A 19,111-nucleotide genomic window follows, 5' to 3' on the forward strand; every position below is an offset into this window, starting at 1 on the left:
ACGGAGCCCACGCTTCGGGGCGGCGGCCTGGCGGCGGTGGTGTTAGTGGCGGGCGCGGTGGCGGCGTGGGTATGGCCGGTGGATCGATTGCTCGCGCAGGCGTGGTTGGGTGGATCGGTTTTGCTGGGCTACATTTCGTGGCGCGATGATCGGCATGGCGTGCCGGTGGGAGTGCGGATGTGCATCCAAACACTGGTAGCGGTGGGCGTGGTGCTGGCCATCACGGGGCGGGCGGCACCGGTCGGATTGATTTTGTTTGCGGTATTCGCGTTGGTGGCGTTTGTGAATTTTGTGAATTTTATGGATGGCATCAACGGGCTGGTTTCCGGCCAGTTGATTCTGCTGCCTTTAGGCGCGGCGTTGCTGTTTGGCGTGGCGGGCGATGTAACGCCCCTACTGATCGCATTAGTGATGGCGGGCGCGTTGGCTGGATTTTTGCCATTCAACTTTCCCCGCGCACGGATGTTTCTCGGCGACGCGGGCAGTGTGCCGCTTGGATTATCGTGTGGCGTGCTGTTGTTGTGGATGGCGGTGACGGCGGCTGATCCCGCGTTGTACAAAACATTGGCGGTGTTGCCGTTTTATTTTTTTCTCGAAGGTTCGCTGACGGTTATTCGGCGCTTGAAGCGTAGGGAAAATTTATCGCACGCGCATCGCGAACATTTTTACCAACGCCTTGTGCGCGGCGGTTGGAGTCACGCGCGGACGAGCGGCTGGGTTTGGGCGTTGCAAATTGTGGTTACTACGTTGGCGATTTGGCAATGGCGCGCGGGATGGCGGGTGGAGTTATTGTGGGCGGCGGCTGGGCTGGTGTGGGGCGGGTTTTTTGCCTACGCTGAAACGCGCTTCCGGCGCAGTCGATCAGAAGACGAACAATAATGTTTTTTTTGCAACCTTCCAAATTGTCACGCGGGCAGCGGTTTGCTGTGTTGCTGGTACTGTATCTCGCGGTGCTGGCGGCGGCCACTTGGGTGGCGTACGGGTTGCGGTTTGATTTCGCCGTGCCGTTGGATCATCAACACCACATTATCGAAATTTGGGTTTGGGTGTGGGCGGTGAAACTGCTGGCACTTGCGATTGCCGGCCAATTTTACTGCTTGCTGAGTTTTTTCAGTTTGCCTGATTTAAAACGTCTCGGCGTGGCGTTGGGCATAGTGACGTTGGGGCTGTTTGGCCAATGGTACGCGGTGGATGCGGTGGGCGAAATGTCGCGCGGCGTGATTGTGCTTGATGGCATTTTGAGTTTTCTTGGGTTGGCGGCGTGTCGGCTTGGATTCCGATTGGTGCGGCAGGGCACGGGAAGCAATGGCGGACGGCAAACAGGCACGCGTGTGGCGATCGTGGGCGCGGGTGAGGTGGGCGCGGCATTGGCGCGTGAGTTGCAAATTAAAGCCACGCTGCAACCGGTGGCATTTTTTGATGACGCCAAACGCAAACACGGCACGCAAATCCACGGCGTGCCGGTGGCCAGCGCGGTGGAAAATTTGCGTGAGGCGAATGCGCTGAAGGTGGACGAGGTAATTATCGCGATGCCGTCCGCGCCGGGCGCACGCGTGCGCGAGGTGTTGGCGTTGTTGGACGAATTGGGATTGCGCTGCCGCACGGTGCCCTCGATGAGTCAATTGGCGGTGGGCGATATGGTGACGGCGCTGCGGCCGGTGGAGATTGCCGATGTGCTTGGGCGCGAAACGGTGGATCTCGGCACGGAGACGGTGCGCGAATTTTTGACAGGAAAAACCGTACTCGTCACTGGCGCGGGCGGCAGCATTGGCTCGGAACTGTGTCGCCAACTCGCACAACTTGGGCCGGCGAAGTTGATTTTGGTGGAGCGTTCGGAGTTTCAGTTATTTGAAATCCACACAGAAATTGAAAGCGCCATCACGGCTGTTCCGGAGTTGATAGACGTGCAGGACACGCCCGCGATAGCCGCGGCGTTGGAGCGGCATTTGCCGGATGTCATTTTCCACGCGGCGGCGTTTAAGCACGTTTCGATGATGGAACGACAGCCCGCCGTTGCCATTCGCAACAATGTGCTGGCCACACATCGATTCGCTGCCACGGCGGCGAAGCACGGTGTGGGGCGGTTCATTTTAATTTCCACCGACAAAGCCGTGGCGCCTTCCAGCGTGATGGGTGCCACCAAAGCGCTGGCCGAGCAGGTGCTGCAGGGGCACGCACTGGAGAGGCGGGCAGGCGATGGCACTCGTTTTATTACCGTGCGATTTGGAAATGTGCTGGGTTCCTCCGGTAGCGTGGTGCCGATTTTCCAAAAGCAAATCGAACTGGGCGGTCCGGTGACAGTGACCGACGAAGCGGTGACGCGATTTTTTATGAGCATCCCCGAGGCAGCCGGATTGGTGCTGCGCAGCGCGGCAATGGGCGAAGGAGGCGACCGTTTTATTTTGGATATGGGAGAGCCCGTGCGCATTGCAGAATTGGCGGCGGACATGATCCGCCTGACCGGCCGCGAACCGAACACGGACATTGCGGTCGAATTCACTGGCTTGCGACCGGGCGAAAAGATGCACGAAGCACTTCACTCTGCCGCCGAGCAATTGGTCGATACGGAACACACAAAAATCCAACGCATCACCGGCGCGGCTTTGACGGCTGCGGATTGGGAGGCGCTGAAAATCGCCCTGCAACGGGGCGGTGAATTGGACGATGCGGCGGCTCGGGCTTGGCTGCGCGAATTGCTTCCGGAATACGAGCCGACTTCACCCGAATAGGGCGCTTCTTTTTTACCCAAAACTTACCGCGCCGGAGGTTTATCTATGCGCAAAAAGCGCTGACGGAATTGGCGACTTCGGCGATTTGGGTTTCGGTCATTTCGGGAAAGACGGGGAGGCTGAGAACTTGGGCGGTGAGTTGCTCGGCGACGGGGCAGTTTGCGGATGGGAGGTGGGCGAAGCAAGGTTGTTCGTGAAGCGCTTCGGGATAATAAATTTCGTTGCCGATTTTGGCGGCGCGCAGGTGGGCGGCGAGGGCGTCGCGGCGTTCGCGGTTGGGGAGGCGCACGGTGAATTGATTCCACGAATGGCCGGGCGCGGCGGCGGGCAGGATGAGGTCCGGCGTGCCGGCGAGCAGCGATTGGTATAGCGCGGCGTTGCCGGTGCGCAGGGCGATCCATTCGTCGAGCTGGGTTTGCTTGACGCGGAGCAGCGCAGCTTGGAGTTCATCGAGGCGGAAATTGCCGCCGATGGCTTCGTGATGATATTTTGGTTTTGCACCGTGACCACGCAGGAGACGGGCGCGTTCGGCGAGGGCATCGTTGCTGGTGGTGAGCAGTCCGGCGTCGCCCAGTGCGCCGAGGTTTTTGGTGGGATAAAAACTGAACGCGCCGAAGTCGCCCATCCCGCCGACGGGGATGCCTTCCCACGTGGCGCCCTGCGCTTGCGCGGCGTCCTCGATGAGGTGCAGCGAGTGCGCCTTGGCAAGCTGACCGATGGCAGTCATATCCGCGGCTTGTCCAAAAAGATGGACGGGGAGAATTGCTTTGGTGCGCTCGGTGACTTTGGCGTCGGCGTCCTCGGCGTTGAGGTTGAAGGTGTCCGCGTGGGAATCGACAAACACCGGCGTGGCGCCCGTGCGGGCGATGCTGCCGGCGGTGGCAAAAAAAGTAAACGACGGGCAAAGCACTTCATCGCCCGGCCCGATGCCGAGGCTCATTAGCGCAAGCAACAGCGCGTCCGTGCCCGAAGAAGTGCCAATGCCGTGGACGGCGCCACAGCGTGCGGCGGTTTCAGTTTCGAAAGATGAAACTTCGTTGCCGAGAATGTAATGCCCCGAGTGAAGCACGCGCGTGAAGGCATCCTGCAATTCCGTCTCCAAGGCGAGGTTTTGGGCGGCAACATCAAGGAGCGGAACGGCCATTAGAAAAGTCAGGCCGACTTACGGCTGGGTGTTGATTTGTTGTGAAGTGCCGTTTTGATCGGCAGCGGTGCTGAGGCGAATCACGCGCGGGTTCGTGGCGTTGACGTCAGCCCAACTTGCGTTGTTGTCGCTGATGAATTGTTTCGTGATGGTGATTTGCGTACCCGTGCTGTTGAAGGTGATTCCGGCGGGGGGTGCGGCGGGGTTGACCGTGGCCGTGATGAAGAGATGGGTGGCGGCGTTGTCTTCGAAGCGGATGGTTTGTACGCCGAGGAAGTTGCTGCCGTTGATGACGAGGTTCCCGTTGCTGAGGTCATAGGTGTTGCTGCCGCCGTCGTAGCCGCCGCCGGCGAAGGTGGCGGCGGCGTTGCCGAGGTAGGCGGGGGTGGCGCTGACGCTGAAGGTGCCGCTGGAGTTATTGTCACTGACGATGATGCCGAAGGGCGTGGTGATTTTCATTCGGCGGGTGCTGTTGCTGGCGGCGTCCACCAAATTTGCATTGGGGAAGGAATTGGCGGCGATGGTGAATTGAGCGTTGCTTACGGAAGTGACGCCATTGGAGGTGTTGACGCTGGTGTTGGCAGCGATGGAGTTGCCGTTGACGTCTACAATTTCCACGGAGGAAATGACGCCGAGGCCGGCGCCGTTGACGGTGAAGGTGTTGTTGTCTCGCCGGTAGTTGACGGCACTTGAGGCGGTGGTGCTGGTGAGCCCGCTGTAGCTGGTATACGTGGGCGGCACGCCGACATAGAAACGCTGATCTTGTGCGGTGTAAATGGTGGTGCGCGGGCCGGTGAGCGCGAAGCGGCGGTAGAGTGATGTGGCATTGGAATCGCCGGAACTGCCGTTGAGGAATTGCGCAGTTTGGGTATCGATGACAATGGAGTTGTCGGCGATGGTCACGCCCGGGTTGGGCAGTGAGATGGCGGGCGTGTTCGGCAGGGCGGTGCCATTTTCATCGACCATTACAATGGCGTTCACATTTTTGAGGTTGGTGCCGGTGAGGGTGACATCATCACCGGTGGTGGCATGGCGGTTGAAGGTGTTGGGTGTGGTAAAGCCGGCGACAAATAGCACGGTGGGCTGGGCATTCACGTTGAAGGCCAGTGTGGAGTTGAGATCGGTGTTCCCCACCACGTTGAAGACTTTGAATTGTTTTTTGGTTGCGTTGCCGTCGGCTTGGGAGGTGTAAAACACATCGCGCGAAAGTTGAATGCGCGAGCCGTTATCATCCACCGTGACGCCTGCGGCGGGAAGATCCACCACCATTGCCGGCGAAAGCGAGCTGCCATCGGAATTCACCAGCTCGATGCGGTAGGCGGTATTGAGCGCGGTGCCATTGATGTCAATGGCCTCGTCGCGGCGGAAGTTGCTGCTGCTGTCCCAGCCGAGCGTGGCGATAACGGGTTTGGTGGTGATGTTGGCAATGAGCGCGACGTTGTTGGTGAGGGTGAGCTCCGCAGTACCGCTGCCACGGGCGACAAGTAATCGGCGGTTGGGGCCATCGGCGATGTTGTTGGAAATGGCGCTGAGGGGCAGCACGGCTTCGGTGTCTGAGCGAATGTCAAATGCGACTTCGGTGCTATTCCCGCTGGCGGGGAACACCATCGTGCCGTCGGATTTTTCTATCCGGAAATGGGTGAGCGTGGAGTTGCCGTCTTTGGCTCCGGAAATTTGGCCGCTCTTGAAGCCGTAGCCGTACACTGTGAGTGTTCGGGTGCGGTCGAAAGTGAGGTTGTCGCGACTGGTGCCGGTGATGACCGGTAGGCCGGTGTAGATACCGATTTTGGTGGTGGAGGCGGCGCTGGCTCCGAGGGTATTCCAGACGCGCACCGTGCGCGTGCCTAAAGCGCCTTCGGCGAGTTCATTGATTACGCCGGGGGGAATGACGATTTGCTGGTGTGAATTGATAAACGTTTGAATCTGCGAACCGCTGATGGTTTGCACTACCAAATTTCCGTTCATAATTTGGATGTGCTCCACTGAGTTAAGCAACTGCCCCTCAATGGTGAGGGCTTCCTGCGTACGGGTGAGGATGTTGTCCTGCCCGGCATCATAAATGCGTGTGATGGTGGGCACGGCGGTGGCGGGGGTGAGCACGTTTTCAAGAATGTGCATTTGTGCGTCATTGGGGAAGGTGACCACATCATTGGGTCCCGGCCCCTTAATATGGCCCCAGAGGGAATAGGAATCGGTGTTGCCCACCACACTGGCTTCACCGCTCCAGATCACTTCGAAGCCTTCACCCAGCTTGGTGAAGGTATATTGCATGGGCCCCACGATCAGGCCCGGGCCCACGTTGGTGGTCAGCACCTGCACGGGGCCGAGGTTGTTGGTGTAGTTATCAATCCAGGCAAGGCTGTCCGTGCGGTTGAAGGCAATGGGAACGCCATCGGGCGAGACGCCCAGTTCATCGGCCACAAAAATAATATCCGGCTGAAAAATACCCCGGCCAACGGTTTGCTCGAACCACGCCAGCGTGGGGATACCAATGTAAGCGGAGGCACCCGGAGTTGTGTTGTTCAGCCCCCCTACGTTTTGGCCATTCGTGCTCACAAAACGATCGGTCCAAATATGGTTGGTGGCGGTAAAGGTGATGCCTAGAAACGAATCAAAGGGCTGCTCGACAAACAACATTTTGTCGATGCCCCCACGCAGGGCTACATCCACCAACGCCGGCGGCGCCTGTGCAGGCAAGGAAGAGGTAATGGGCAGCCCGGGAATAATGCCCGAGTTGCGGCGGGGGATGTATGCGCCGGAGGTGCCGGAAGGATCCGGGAATTGCCGTGGACTGCCATTCGGGAATACTGGAATTGCATAAGTCGGCAGGAAGTTTGCCGGGATGATCAGGGCCACATTGGGATCAAGATTTTCATAAACTATGTTGCCCTTGCGATACAGGTAATGCAGCCCGCCGGCATCATCATAGGTGAGCGCGTGGCGGGGTTCGTATTTGCCTCCCATCGCATATTTGCCGCTGTAAAAAACGCCGAACCCAAACAGCGTGGGCTGATCCGTCCAGTAAATCGCCGTGTTGCCGTAAAAGGCATCCACAATTCCCGCCACGGAAGTCCACGCGTTGCCGCTGGTGTCGGTGGTGAATTCCTCCATATCTGCGAAGGTGGGAGCCACAGTGAATCCCGCCGATGGCGGTGCATCATGAATCAGCCGGTAGCTGTACGTTACGCCGTTAATGACCGGCGTGGCCTTGAAGGTGATGGGATCGAAATTGCGGAGGCGGACGTTGAAATTTAACTGGGTGCCCGAGGCGTTGGTGGTGATTGACCGCGCGCCAAACGCGTAACGATGCGGATTGCCGAGGCCAAGTTGATTCACCACCATTCCCAGCACAAGGCTCTTGATGTCAATAATACCCGCTTCTTTCGCGGTGCGGTTTTCCCAAGTGGTATTGTAGTTAGTGCGAAAGCCGTGCTTCGTGTAATCCAACGCACTAACGCCTGAATAATCGTCATTATCGAAAAAATCATTTACAATCGTAAACGCTTCCTTCACCGCCTCGCGTCCTTCGAGCCCGAAATATTGCATGAAGCTCGCGTCAAACGCATACGTCAGCATCGGGGTGTTCCACCGGAAAAATGTCTTGAGATCCTTTGGCCCGCCAAGGTCATCGGTGTAATTGAAATCGATGCCGCCGCTGGCTACTTCAGCCACATCCATCGGGCCGATCATCACAAAGGCACGGGCATTCGGCACCCCCAGCAGCCCCGTCATGCAGCAAAGTGCAAATACCAGTTTTTTCATACTAGTTCCCGGATCATTGGAAAAGGAATGCCCCTCGCCCGTCTTGGGCGCCCCATCATTGGCATGGCAAAAACTCACGTGCGGTTTTGTGAAAAACAAACCAACACTTCCTCCTCCTCCCCGCGAGTATGGGCTAAAACGCATCCCAGCCAACCCCGCATTGCTCACACGTGGCGAGCAAAATGTGAACAACCTGCTTGCGGGAAATGTTACTCAAGCTGCTGCATCTCCCGCAACGCTGCCACATTCTCGCGCATTACCGTTAGCCAATCACTCGCCGCACGGTTGGCGCACGGCGCAAAGATCACGGTGCGAATGCCCCGTGTTTTCAGCTTGGCGATGATCACTTGATTCGGCGCATCTTCCCACAGCATTACCTTCGCCGGATGCGTTTTGCGCAGTGCCGCCAATTCCGCCCAACCCGCCTCATCCGGCATCGTATCCGGTTCCCAATGCACGCTGCGAATGTTCAATTCATAACCGCGCGCCAAGTACTGATACACCGGATGCGATCCCAGCAACGGGGTGTCTCCCAAATCCGCCGCGATGCCGCGCAAGTCCGCATCCAACGAAACCAAGTCGCGCTGCAGTGCGACGAAATTGTTCGCAAGCCTTTGGCTGTGCGCCGGCAATACATTCATCAGCGCACGATGCACAGCGGCCGCTTGGTGCTGCGCCTGTTTGAAATCCAGCCAAGTAGTGAACGCCGTGCCCGCGTGGCTGTGCTCGCCGCCTTTGCCGTGCTGATGCGCCGCATCGGTTTTCACCGCGATGAACGCCTCGCAAAACGCCGTGCTGGTGTTCGTCGTTCGCGAATCGGGCAACGAAGTCCACGCCGTCCATTTCGCGTACGATGCCCCGTTGAGCAGGATGAGATCGGATGATTGAAACGCGCGCACTTCCGCTGCCGTCGGTTTCCAAAACGCCGGATCTCCTTCCATATCTGGAAAATGCACCTCCACCAAATCGCCCGCAATCCGTTCCACAAAATACGCCAGCGGAAAATTCACCACCGCCACGCGCAGCTTGTCCGCTTGCGGTGCGGGCCCGGTCACTGCCGGTTTGCAGCCCAACAGAATAATGATGGGTAAATAAATGAACTGTTTCATCCTGCTAAAGTATTTAAGTAATCCCGCGCCCACCCCACCGTGGCCCACGCGGCGGCGAGCGCGATGGCGATAGCGATGGCAAAAATAATGAGCAGCTCCGCAGCTTGCAAAGCGAACTGCGTGCTGCGGCTACAGCCCAGCAAAAAGAGCGTCTCCATTTCCCGCGCGCGGAGGCGGCGTGACAGCGCGACAATCAGTGCCAGCAATAATCCCATCGCGCTGGCGACCAAAGCATAATTTGCATCGAGAAATTGCCGTACCTGCATTACCATCCCCATCATTTCATCCACCACCATCGGCGGTTTGAGTGCCTGTAGCGTTCCGCTGTTTTGAAAACGGCCCATCACCATCGCCGTTTCCTTGGCGTCCACCGGTTCCACCAAAATCGCTGTGAGCGGCAGCGCGGTGGTGTCGCCATGGAAATGAAACGTGCTCATATTTTCCGGTGTGATTTCCAAATGCGTTTTCACCAGCTTTGCGCTCGGGGAGTTCGTGGCATTAGTTTCCTGCGCGTCATGGCCGTGACCAAGCCCCGCGATGATCCACGCGGTTTTCACATCCACAAACACCCCTTCATCATCCGCCGTGCCGGTGGCCGCGAGCACGCCGGTCACGTTGAGCTGCAGCGGATAATCGCCCGCGAGGTCGAATAAATTTTTGCGGTCGGTTTTTAATTTGTCGCCCGGGCTGAGGGTTAGTTTTTGCGCCGCATTCGCGCCCAACACGCAATCGCCCAAGAGCGCCATCGATTCGCCGCGCGCCAGTTGCAGATTGCGAAAATCAAAATAATCCAGCGACGTGCCCACTACCGGTTGCCCGCCCGCGGTGAACTGCGCGTGCAGCGGAATCACGCGGCCGTGCCCCGCTTCGTGCAGCGCGGTGAATTCGCCATGCGCCACGGTGCCCTCGCTGCGCGCGCGGAAATACAGTCCGTGCAGCACGAGATCAAAGCGACTGCCGCGCGCGCCGACGATCATCGGCGTAGCTGCCGCGCGCGCGCCCAGCGCCTCATCGAAGGCATCCGCCGCCCAGTGCGTCGCCAGCGGGAGGTACAGCGCCAGGGCAACGCCCGCCACCATCACGCTTGCGGCTACGCGCCGCCGCCGTAAATACAGCCAGGCGAGCCAGAGGCTATTGATGGGTGGCCTCCGGTTTGTGAAATGTTGTAAAATCAATCACACGGTCAAAGCGGTCCAGTAGCGCGTGGTCGTGGGTGACCATCACCAGCGTGGCTTCGGCGCTTTCGGCTTGTTGAAATAGTTGGTCGAGAATGCGGTCTTTGTTTTTTGGATCGAGGTTGCCGGTGGGTTCATCGGCCAGCAACAGTTCGGGGCGCGGCAACAGCGCGCGGCAAATGGCGACGCGCTGTTGTTCGCCCTGCGAAAGTTCGTTTATGGGGGAATCCAGTTTGTCTGCGAGGTCCAGTCGCGCCGCCTGTAGTTTCACTTGCGATTCGATGGATTCGTAAACCGGCAGTGCCTCGTTGAGGCGATAGGGCAGTAAAATATTTTCGCGCACATCGAGGTGCTCCACCAACCGGAAATCCTGAAACACAAAGCCAATGTGCCGAATGCGAAATGCGCGTCGGCCGGCATCGGTCAATTCGTTTACCGAAACTTCGCCGACGGTCACCGTGCCGGATTGCGGCGTGACAATGCCGGCAAGCAGTCGCAACAGGGTGGTTTTGCCCGAGCCACTCGGGCCCACGAACGCCACGCGCGCGCCGCTCTCGATTTGCAAATCGGGAATCTCCAATCGGAAGCGTTCCGGCCCGTATTCGAATTTCAGTTGATCAATCGCAATGCGCATAATGCATCCTCAATCTTCAAACTGCCGCACGTCGGTTTCGAATCGCACGCGTTGTTCATCGGTCACTTCAAACGCGACGATCCGCCCGCGGTCTTCGGGCGTGGTGCTGAGTTGGATGCGCGCGGTGTATTCATTCTCGCGTGTGTGAATGTGCCCCCAATGCTCTACTGTGCCAATGACGCGCCAAGTGCAATCGACTGGTAAGCGTTTGGTTTCAATTTCCCCTGCGAGTGTGATTTGCATGATTTGTACCCGCTTCACGCGGGCCACCGCACCGCCTTGTTCCTGCATGCGCAGGCCGGATTGGATTTTCAAAAACAATTCCTCCAATAGGTCGCCCGTCACGCTGTGTTCCAACGCGTCGTAGACATCGCTCTCTTCATTGTAGTCAAACGCGCGATAAATATTTTGCAGCAACGTGGTGGCGTGAGTGGTCACGGCCTTCGCGTTGGGGGGCGCGCTGGCGGCGGGTGAATGCCAAAAACAAATTCCGGCCAACACGCACGCGCCGCCGGCAATCGCGCTGCCAATGCGGCGCATTGGATGATTGCGCAACAGCCCCGCGTACAGCGCGAGCGCGAGTAATGGAGCCGCGATCAAAAAGTTGAGAGATTTTTCTGAGATGGATTTTTCGGGCGCGGTCACGAGCGAGGTTTTGAAATCATGCGCGGCGGGCGGGTTGCCTTCGCGGGCCCAATCCCAGCGCGATTGATCGCGCACGAAGAATTCCTCGGTGGGATCTTTTTCGTGGTCGTACACAACCGAGCGCAGAAAGGGCGCGGCGTCGTGAAAGGAATCCCACGTCAAACGCACGCGATTGGGCGGCGCCTTGGCGGGGTAAACAAGAATGATACCGAGCCGCGCTTGATAAGCGCTCACGCGGCGGGGCTCGGCGTTCTGCGCAAAGTCGCGGATGTCCAAACCGAAAAACTGCAACCGCTGCAGAATGGGCCGGACGGGCACGCCATCGATTTCCACAGGATTACGGTCGCGAATCCATTCGGTTATTTTTTTGCGGGCGGCTTTCTGTTCGGCGACTTCGAGAAATTCCGGATTGGCGCGTGCGAGTGGCAGCCATTTTTCGAAGGTCAGCAGCGGCACCAAAATTTCGTGGCGCACTTCGCGGTCGGTTAAATAAATGTACGAGTACAGCCCGCTGTAGCTGGTGATGCCAAGGCGTTTCTGGAATTCCTCGGCACGTTTCTTGCGTAGCTTGCGCCAATTTTGCGGAGCTTGATCGGGCGGGTTTTCCCAGTCCAACGACACGGTATGCGGTTGGCCGGGCTGGAGATGCACGGGTTTTTCAATCCACACGCCGGTTTGCAGCGTCATGAATTCCATAATGGAAGGCACCACAGATTTTTCGCCGCCGAAGGTTTGAGTGAAGGTGAGGAAGGTCGGTTTTTTTTCAATGGGAGTGAATTTGAGCCAATACACGGCCGTGAGTTTCATTAACTCTGCTTGCGGCACGCCGGCATCAGGAATCGCTTCGTCATCGCGGCGATCCACCACGCCCTTGAGTGTCCGCCCCTGCTCATCGCGCACCGTGAAATGGTTCAACAAAAATGCATCGTGTTTTTTGGCCGCCGCGCGCAGGTCGGCGGCGCTGAAGAGGGTTTCTCGATTTGCTTTGAGCCCGTGAAAAAGCACGAGGTCTTCGAGCATCACACGCAGCTCCACGAGCACCTCGTCCTCGCGGCAATTGGCCACAGTAGTGCTCATCGAAATGGGGTGCGCCACGACAAAGGTTGCCGCGCAAAACCACGCCAAGGCAATGACTCGATGGGGATTCACCGGCGCGGTTTTAGCTGAAAACGGTGTTTTTCGGAAGCCTCAACGTGACTCGGCAGGGACGCGCTGTGCGTGTCCCTGCCCTTTACTTCACCTCAATTACCGTCTCCACCCAATCTCGGAAGTGCATATCTTTGGAATCCACATCGGCGGTGATGAGGTACACGCCGGGTTTATTTGGAACGCGAATTTTCACTTTCACCGCACCTTTGCCACGCGAGGCGAGCGCGATGGGTTTTGCCCCGCTTAATAATTGAACGCCTAGATGAGCGCGTGGGGTGACCGTGAAATTCCGCTTCATCGGCGAATGATTGATGAGGCGCACTTCCATCTCGTGCGTGTCGCCGGGGCGCAGTGTCGTGCCGTACGGGTAGAATGTGGCCCAGCGCTCGTCAATGCCGTAGTTGGGATCATCCCACGGAAAAAGCTCGCGCAAAATCCGCGTGCGCTCGGCATAGCGCGATTCGAGAAACGTCAGTTCCTTTTCCGAAAACCGGAACACGTGCGGCACGTGCTGGTTGATAAGCCAAGTGTCTTTCGGCAACGCGCGGATGATTTTGAAACACCGGTTGTAGCCGGTATCCGGATGGACGAGGTTGCGATTGAGCAGGCAATAGTCATCAATCCCCGAGGGCGCAAACGAGTCGCCAATAAAAAACACCGGCTTTGCTTTCGGCCGCTTCACCAGTAACGCGCCGTGATAAAACATTTGGCCCGGGAAAAAGCGAAACGTGAATTCGTACTCGTGCCATTTCATTTTCGAGCCGTCCCGCATCGCTTTCACATTTGGCACCGCGTGCTCCGTGAGGCCGGGCATCAGGTAATGGCCGGGGTTTTCCACCACATCGACGTACTCCGGGGTGGCGTAAACGGGGCATTGGAAAAACTCGGCCGCCGCCTTCACCATTTGCGAATGATCATCATGCGTGTGCGTGAGAAAAATACCGTCGATTTGTTTCACCACGCCTCGCGCCACCACGTCCTTCACGAAATCCAATTGTCGTTGTCCGCCGCAATCGAGCAAAAATCCGTGACCGTTATCCGCCACGATGATGCGGCTCGTGGAAAACTCAATAATCCACGGTGGCGTTTTCACGTGCAGGCAATAGGGCATCAGCTCAATCTTCGCACCTTTGCCCAACACGCGCTCGCCGCAAATGCGCATCCGCTCCTCCTTGAAATACCAGTGCAACGCGTTGGTGGAAAGATAGTTGCGATACAGCGCCCGTACCCGTGCGATGAGTTGATCGATGGCCGCGTTCGGATTGCGGATCACCGGCCCGCGCGCGGGATAAATCACATCCAACTTTGCCGCGCGTAATTTTTGCAGGCTCGTAACTAAGTTCGCCAAACGTCCACCGTACCCGTGATACCCGCCCACCTTCGCCGCCGGGATGGCATCCTGAAAACTATACAAATCAAAAACTTTTCCATCGCCCATAATCAAATCCCCCGTAAATGCCACGCGTTTGCCGTCCACTCTGCCCACATACGACACCGCCCCCCGCGTGAACCCCGGCGTGGCGAGCACCTCCAGCTGCACCTCGCCCACCGTCACCTCGTCGCCTTCCTTCACCCAACGCCGGGCTGCAATGGGCTCCACCGGCACCTTTGTCGATTGCTGCGCGTAATAATGAAACCGCTTCTTCGCAAACCCCGCCCAAAACTCCCGCACCTTTTCAAAGTGCGCCCGCTCCGCCTCCGGCGCCACCACCCCTCCGCCCAGTTTGCCCAACGCATCCCGCCGATGATGCGTCAGCAACACCGTGTCCGCCCCCTTCACCGCGCCATAAACCGCCACCGTTTTACCCCCGGAATTGATGGTAAATTGATTCACGTGCCGCAGCTCAAAATGCTGCCGCACCCCCGCATGTGCCGCCAACGCCGTGATGAGAAAAACAGGTAAAATGTTCATCTGCCCAGCGTAGTTCGTCGCAAGCGAAATGCAACCTCGCATGGGAATTGACTTGAAAAAACAGCGCAACCCCCCCACCATTCCGCCAAGGAGTGACGACCCAACCCTCAACCGACCCGTGGCAAATCCGCGGCGAACGCCTTGGTGAAATCAGCCTTGTCCTGATCGGCTTTACCATCCCCCTTTCCAACGTGTTGTGCACCGGCGTGTTCCCCGCGCTGGCAGTGGTGGCGTGGCTGATGATGCGCGGTTGGCGCGATGTGCCAAAACTGCTGCGCGAAAACCGCGTGGCCCTGTCGTGCGTGGCCCTGTTTGCGTGGCTTGGCGTGGCGGCCATTTACGGCGGCAGTAGCGAAGCCTTCGGCATCTGGAAAAAATACCGCGAGCTGGCGTTAGTAGTTGTTTATATGAGCCTCGCCGCCACCCTCCCCAACCGCCAACGCGCTGTAACGGCTTTGGCGATTGGATTGATGGTTGCGCTGCAAATTAGTTTTATGCAGGCGGCCGGAATGCTGCCGATGAAACACGGCAAGCCCGTGCTTTCCAGCAGCCTCACTCAGGGCGCGCTGATGGCGTGGCTGGCATTTTGGCTGCTGCACTATCATCAAAAGACCGGCTTGAATGGCATCCTCGCGCTGCTGGCGCTGGTGCTGGCTAATTTATTTTTTCTTGTGGATTCCTCCACCGGAGTGGTGCTTGTGCTGGTGTTGGGATTGCTGTTCGGTCTGCAAACGATGCGACGCGCCAAGCTCGCGGTGATGGCTGGCGGCCTCATTGCCGTCGTAACATTTGCGTTCGCGGTTTCGCCAATGTTTCGCACCGCCACCCAAGAGGATGTGAAAGCCGTGCAGGATATGTTGAACGGGAAAACTACGTTCACGTCGACCGGACAACGATTGCAATTTTATCGTAACAGCTTTTCGCTATTTACGGAGGCACCGGTGCTGGGCTATGGGACGGGTCGGTTCCACGAAAAATATACTGAGCACGTTGCGGGGACGAAACAAGTCGTTACTTCCAACGCACACAACGAATACCTGATGGTGGGCGTGCAATCAGGCTTGATTGGCGTGGGGATTTTACTGGCCCTCTTTTGGGCCATGTGGCGGGCCGCCGCACGCTGGGAGGGAATGGACCGTTGGCTGGCGCAAGGCATGGTGGTTTGGCTGACGGTGGGCTGCTGCTTCAATTCCTTTATTTTAGACTCACGGGAAGGTATGCTCTTCGCCCTGTTGGCGGGCGTGTACGGCGCGAATGGCGCTGGGTCGGCAACGCACACGAAATCATGAACCAAAAAATTTCAGTCTTCATCCTTGCCTACAATTCCGAGGCCAATATTGGCCCGGCATTGGCGAGCGTGCAGTGGGCGGATGAGATTGTGGTGATTGATTCGCACAGCACCGATCGCACTGTGGCGATCGCCGAGGAGCATGGGGCGCGGGTGGTGCAGATTGATTTTGAGGGCTTCGGCAAGTTGCGCATCGCGGGCATTGAACACACGACGCACGATTGGATTTTCAGTTTGGACACCGATGAGCGCTGCACGCCGGAGGCGCGTGATGAAATTCAGGAGATCATCAATTCTGATCATCCTGCCGAGGCGTACCACACGCCGCGCCGCAATTTTTTTATGGGTCGGCCGATTCGGTTCAGCGGCTTTTATCCGGATTACCGCCAGCCGCAATTGTTCCGCCGCGGTAAGATGACTTTCCCTGCTGCGGATCTCGTGCACGAGGGCTATGAACTGGACGGGCGGTTGGCGGAAATGCAATGCGCAATCAATCAGGAGCCATTCCATAACCTTTCCGAAGTGCTGGTGAAGGCCAATCGCTACTCCTCGTTGAGCGCTGAGAAACTGGCGCGCACGGGTCGGCGCACGTCCGGCTTGGGGGCGTTGGTGCACGCGTCGGCGATGTTTTTGAAAATGTATGTGCTCAAGCTGGGTTTCCTCGACGGACTGCCCGGCTTCATCATCGCCTTCAGTAATTTCGAAGGGATTTTTTACAAATATGCGAAACTGGCCGAGTTGAATCGCAAAGGCCAACCGCGTGGTGAATGAGATGGCGGCCCCGAAAATATCTCTCATCATCAGTACCTACGATCGCCCGGGCGCATTATCGAAGGTGATGCTGGGCGTAGCGAGGCAAGTGGCGGCACCGTGTGAAGTGATTTTGGCTGATGATGGATCAGGTGAATTGACGCGTGCGGTGGTGGAAAAATTAGCTGATCAATTGTCGGCACCTTTCCGGCATTTTTGGCACGAAGATTCAGGATTTCGCAAAACGAAGATTCTTAATCGAGCCATTGCTGGGGCCCGCGGGGATTATATTGTGTTGCTTGATGGCGATTGTGTTCCGCACCGGCGATTTATCGCCGATCACTCCCAACTCGCGGAGCGGGGTTGGTGGGTTCAGGGGCGGCGCAGTTTCATTCGGGAACAGTTTTCGCCGAGCTTTCAACCAAGCCGAACAGGATTTTTCAACTGGTGGCTGCGTGGACGGGCGAGCGGCTTATTCAAAGGCGTGCGCTGGCCTATGCCTTTCATTCGGCACGACCAAGCTCAGCGAGGCATCATCGGCTGTAACATGGGCGTGTGGCGCGAAGACCTTTTTAAAGTAAATGGCTTTGACGAATCATTCGAAGGCTGGGGCTTAGAGGACTCCGACTTGGGCAACCGCCTGTACCACTTGGGCCGCCATCGCAAACTCGTGTACGGGCGCGCCATCATTCATCACCTCAATCACCCGGAGCTTCCGCGCGAAGATCTGCCCGCCAATCACGATCGGCTGATGACCACACTCAAGGAGCGGCGGGTGAAATGCGCCAACGGCCTCGACCTGCATCTCAACGGCGATTGATGATGCGGATTGTACAAATCGTTCGCCGCTTTGGCCCCGTCGGCGGAATGGAAACCTACGCGTGGCAACTCACCCGCGCCTTGGCGGCCAACGGGCGGCCCGTGCGGGTGGTGTGTGAAACGAACGAATCCGATCCGATGCCAGGCGTCACAGTAGACGCCTTGGGCAGCACGAATTCATTTCCTCGCTGGCGGCACCATTTACAGTTTAGCCGAAGGGTGGCCGACTTTCGGCAACAGCACCCCCAACCTCGTGACCTTTGGCACAGCCACGAAAGCGTTACCTGCGCCGAAGTGGGCACCTTCCATTCCACCATCCACGGCGCCGGCGAAGCCCGCGCTTGGCACAAACGCTTCGATCCCACCTGGCACCTCAACCGCTGGATTGAAAAACGCGTGATTTTCTCACCCCGTTTAAAGCAAATGGTAGCTGTTTCAAACCTAGTGCGGGAACAACTCCGCCACGCACATCCAAAGCAAGCCCACAAATTCGCCTCGCACATCTCGCCGGGCGTGGAACCGATCGAAAAACCAGCCCCAATCGTGACCGAACCCATCCTCGGCTTCATCGGCCGCGAATGGAAACGCAAAGGCCTGCGCCGCGTGCTCGAAATACTCCAAGCCATCCCCGAAGCCAAGTTAGTCATCGCCGGCGTGCCGCCCGATGAAATATCGGGATTGCTCGGGGGCCTTCAAGATCGCGTGGAAATACTCGGATGGATCGATGACCCCGCCGATTTTTACAAACGCATCCGCCTCCTAATCCACCCCGCCAAGCTCGAAGCCTACGGAATGGTCGTGCCCGAAGCCTTGGCTCGGAGCGTTCCGGTATTGGCTTCCGAAGCTACGGGCGCATCTGCCGATATGGGCGCGGCGGGTCGTGCCCTGCCTCATACCGCACCGGCGCAATCTTGGGCGGATGCTGCGCGCGAATTGTTGGCTCATCCTCCGAAAGACTTTCCGCCCATCCGATCGTGGGCCGAGGTGGCGGAGGAGTATCATTTGTTGTACCAAGGATTAACCCTTTGACTCCACGGCATGCCTTCTGATTTGCTGGACGCCCGATGAGAATACTCGTGACAGGCGGTGCCGGCTACGTGGGTAGTGTGTGTGTGGAGCGCCTGCTGGCCGAAGGCCATACAGTGACGGTGGTGGATGACCTTTCCGAGGGGCATCGCGCTGCCGTGGCACTGGGCGCGGAATTCTGCATAGGTAACATTGGCGATTCCGCGCTGCTTGACGCGCTAATGGCCAAGGCGCGCCCGGAAGCGGTCCTGCATTTTGCCGGCAGCACTTTGGTGGGGGAATCAATGGAAAACCCCCTCAAATATTTCCAAAACAACACCGCCAATGGCATCGCACTCCTGCAAGCCGCGGCGGCGGGCGTGGAGAAATTTATCTTCAGCTCCACCTGCGCCGTTTATGGCGAACCGGAAACCGTACCCATCGCCGAGACCGCTCCTCGCCGGCCAGTGAATCCCTACGGCGCATCCAAACTGATGATGGAGCAGTCAATGGAATGGCAGGCCCAAGCCACCGGCATGGATTGCGTGGCGCTGCGTTACTTCAACGCCGCCGGTGCCAGCGAAAATTTTGGCGAACATCACCGGCACGAAACCCATCTCATTCCGTGCTTATTGCAAACCGCTCTGGGCCAGCGCGAATCCTTTTCCCTGTTCGGCACCGATCACCCAACCCCTGACGGCACCTGCATCCGCGACTACATCCATGTGAGCGACCTCGCCGCCGCCCACGCGCTGGCCCTGCGCCCGGGCATCAGCGGCCCCTTCAACCTCGGCCGCGGCCACGGCGACTCCGTGCGTGAAGTCATCGCCGCGTGTTGTGAAGTTACCGGCCAAAAAATATCAATCGAAGAAAAGCCCGCCCGCGAAGGCGACCCACCTGAATTAGTCGCCGCTGCAGCAAAAGCAAGCGCGGAACTGAGCTGGAAGGCGGAGCACACGGACATCCGGAAAATTGTGGAAACCGCCTGGC

The 19,111-nt window shown here is 58.0% G+C and carries 14 protein-coding genes; 7 read left to right on the forward strand and 7 right to left on the reverse strand.

The features are described from left to right. On the forward strand, nt 1-879 hold an 879-nt coding region (locus H8E27_08445; protein MBC8325640.1), incomplete at its 5' end, for a hypothetical protein. Continuing rightward, nucleotides 879-2,729: a polysaccharide biosynthesis protein gene (locus H8E27_08450; GenBank protein MBC8325641.1), complete on the forward strand. Its 1,851-nt coding sequence runs from the start codon at nt 879-881 to the stop codon at nt 2,727-2,729. The genes H8E27_08445 and H8E27_08450, both read left to right, overlap by 1 nt. A gap of 43 nt (nt 2,730-2,772) precedes the next feature. Here the strand turns inward: H8E27_08450 and H8E27_08455 are convergent, their stop codons facing one another. The 7 genes from H8E27_08455 to H8E27_08485 all read right to left on the reverse strand — a co-directional run bounded on the left by H8E27_08455 (nt 2,773) and on the right by H8E27_08485 (nt 14,259). Continuing rightward, nucleotides 2,773-3,873, reverse strand: a complete 1,101-nt coding sequence (locus H8E27_08455; GenBank protein MBC8325642.1) for a DegT/DnrJ/EryC1/StrS family aminotransferase — start codon at nt 3,871-3,873, stop codon at nt 2,773-2,775. 18 nt (nt 3,874-3,891) lie between these two features. Next, on the reverse strand, nt 3,892-7,635 hold the full coding sequence (locus H8E27_08460) for a hypothetical protein (GenBank protein ID MBC8325643.1): 3,744 nt from the start codon (nt 7,633-7,635) through the stop codon (nt 3,892-3,894). Between the two features lie 209 nt (nt 7,636-7,844). Then, nucleotides 7,845-8,744, reverse strand: coding sequence for a zinc ABC transporter substrate-binding protein (locus H8E27_08465; GenBank protein MBC8325644.1), 900 nt, complete (start codon nt 8,742-8,744; stop codon nt 7,845-7,847). Continuing rightward, entirely contained in the window at nt 8,741-9,919 is a 1,179-nt protein-coding gene (locus H8E27_08470; protein ID MBC8325645.1) for an ABC transporter permease, read from the reverse strand. Before H8E27_08470 ends, H8E27_08465 begins: the two co-directional genes overlap by 4 nt. Next, the gene (locus tag H8E27_08475; GenBank protein ID MBC8325646.1) at nt 9,876-10,553 is read right to left on the reverse strand and encodes an ABC transporter ATP-binding protein; all 678 of its coding nucleotides are present in this window, start codon (nt 10,551-10,553) and stop codon (nt 9,876-9,878) included. The genes H8E27_08470 and H8E27_08475 overlap by 44 nt, the downstream gene beginning before the upstream one ends. A gap of 9 nt (nt 10,554-10,562) precedes the next feature. Next, nucleotides 10,563-12,347 (reverse strand): hypothetical protein, encoded by a 1,785-nt coding sequence (locus H8E27_08480; GenBank protein MBC8325647.1) that lies wholly within the window; start codon nt 12,345-12,347, stop codon nt 10,563-10,565. A gap of 82 nt (nt 12,348-12,429) precedes the next feature. Continuing rightward, nucleotides 12,430-14,259: an MBL fold metallo-hydrolase gene (locus H8E27_08485; protein MBC8325648.1), complete on the reverse strand. Its 1,830-nt coding sequence runs from the start codon at nt 14,257-14,259 to the stop codon at nt 12,430-12,432. 92 nt (nt 14,260-14,351) lie between these two features. Between H8E27_08485 and H8E27_08490 the strand changes: the two genes are divergently transcribed. From H8E27_08490 to galE, 5 genes are all read left to right on the forward strand, one after another. Then, nucleotides 14,352-15,548 carry an O-antigen ligase family protein gene (locus H8E27_08490; GenBank protein ID MBC8325649.1) on the forward strand — a complete coding sequence of 399 codons (1,197 nt, stop codon included), beginning with the start codon at nt 14,352-14,354 and terminating at the stop codon, nt 15,546-15,548. Further along, nucleotides 15,545-16,318: a glycosyltransferase family 2 protein gene (locus tag H8E27_08495; protein MBC8325650.1), complete on the forward strand. Its 774-nt coding sequence runs from the start codon at nt 15,545-15,547 to the stop codon at nt 16,316-16,318. Before H8E27_08490 ends, H8E27_08495 begins: the two co-directional genes overlap by 4 nt. 1 nt (nt 16,319) lies before the next feature. Beyond that, nucleotides 16,320-17,117, forward strand: a complete 798-nt coding sequence (locus H8E27_08500; GenBank protein ID MBC8325651.1) for a glycosyltransferase family 2 protein — start codon at nt 16,320-16,322, stop codon at nt 17,115-17,117. Continuing rightward, nucleotides 17,117-18,145, forward strand: coding sequence for a glycosyltransferase family 4 protein (locus H8E27_08505; GenBank protein ID MBC8325652.1), 1,029 nt, complete (start codon nt 17,117-17,119; stop codon nt 18,143-18,145). The genes H8E27_08500 and H8E27_08505 overlap by 1 nt, the downstream gene beginning before the upstream one ends. A gap of 35 nt (nt 18,146-18,180) precedes the next feature. Beyond that, nucleotides 18,181-19,111, forward strand: a 931-nt coding sequence (gene galE / locus H8E27_08510) for a UDP-glucose 4-epimerase GalE (protein ID MBC8325653.1), incomplete at its 3' end; no start/stop codon positions are given.

The sequence above is a fragment of the Limisphaerales bacterium genome (assembly GCA_014382585.1).
Classification (GTDB): Bacteria; Verrucomicrobiota; Verrucomicrobiia; order Limisphaerales; family UBA1100; genus JACNJL01.

Coding starts and splice junctions, on each gene's coding strand:
- H8E27_08475 (MBC8325646.1), bottom strand. CDS start 10,553: ATGCGCATTGCGATTGATCAACTGAAATTCGAATACGGGCCGGAACGC.
- H8E27_08505 (MBC8325652.1), top strand. CDS start 17,117: ATGATGCGGATTGTACAAATCGTTCGCCGCTTTGGCCCCGTCGGCGGA.
- H8E27_08465 (MBC8325644.1), bottom strand. CDS start 8,744: ATGAAACAGTTCATTTATTTACCCATCATTATTCTGTTGGGCTGCAAA.
- H8E27_08485 (MBC8325648.1), bottom strand. CDS start 14,259: ATGAACATTTTACCTGTTTTTCTCATCACGGCGTTGGCGGCACATGCG.
- H8E27_08495 (MBC8325650.1), top strand. CDS start 15,545: ATGAACCAAAAAATTTCAGTCTTCATCCTTGCCTACAATTCCGAGGCC.
- H8E27_08460 (MBC8325643.1), bottom strand. CDS start 7,635: ATGAAAAAACTGGTATTTGCACTTTGCTGCATGACGGGGCTGCTGGGG.
- H8E27_08500 (MBC8325651.1), top strand. CDS start 16,320: ATGGCGGCCCCGAAAATATCTCTCATCATCAGTACCTACGATCGCCCG.
- H8E27_08450 (MBC8325641.1), top strand. CDS start 879: ATGTTTTTTTTGCAACCTTCCAAATTGTCACGCGGGCAGCGGTTTGCT.
- H8E27_08455 (MBC8325642.1), bottom strand. CDS start 3,873: ATGGCCGTTCCGCTCCTTGATGTTGCCGCCCAAAACCTCGCCTTGGAG.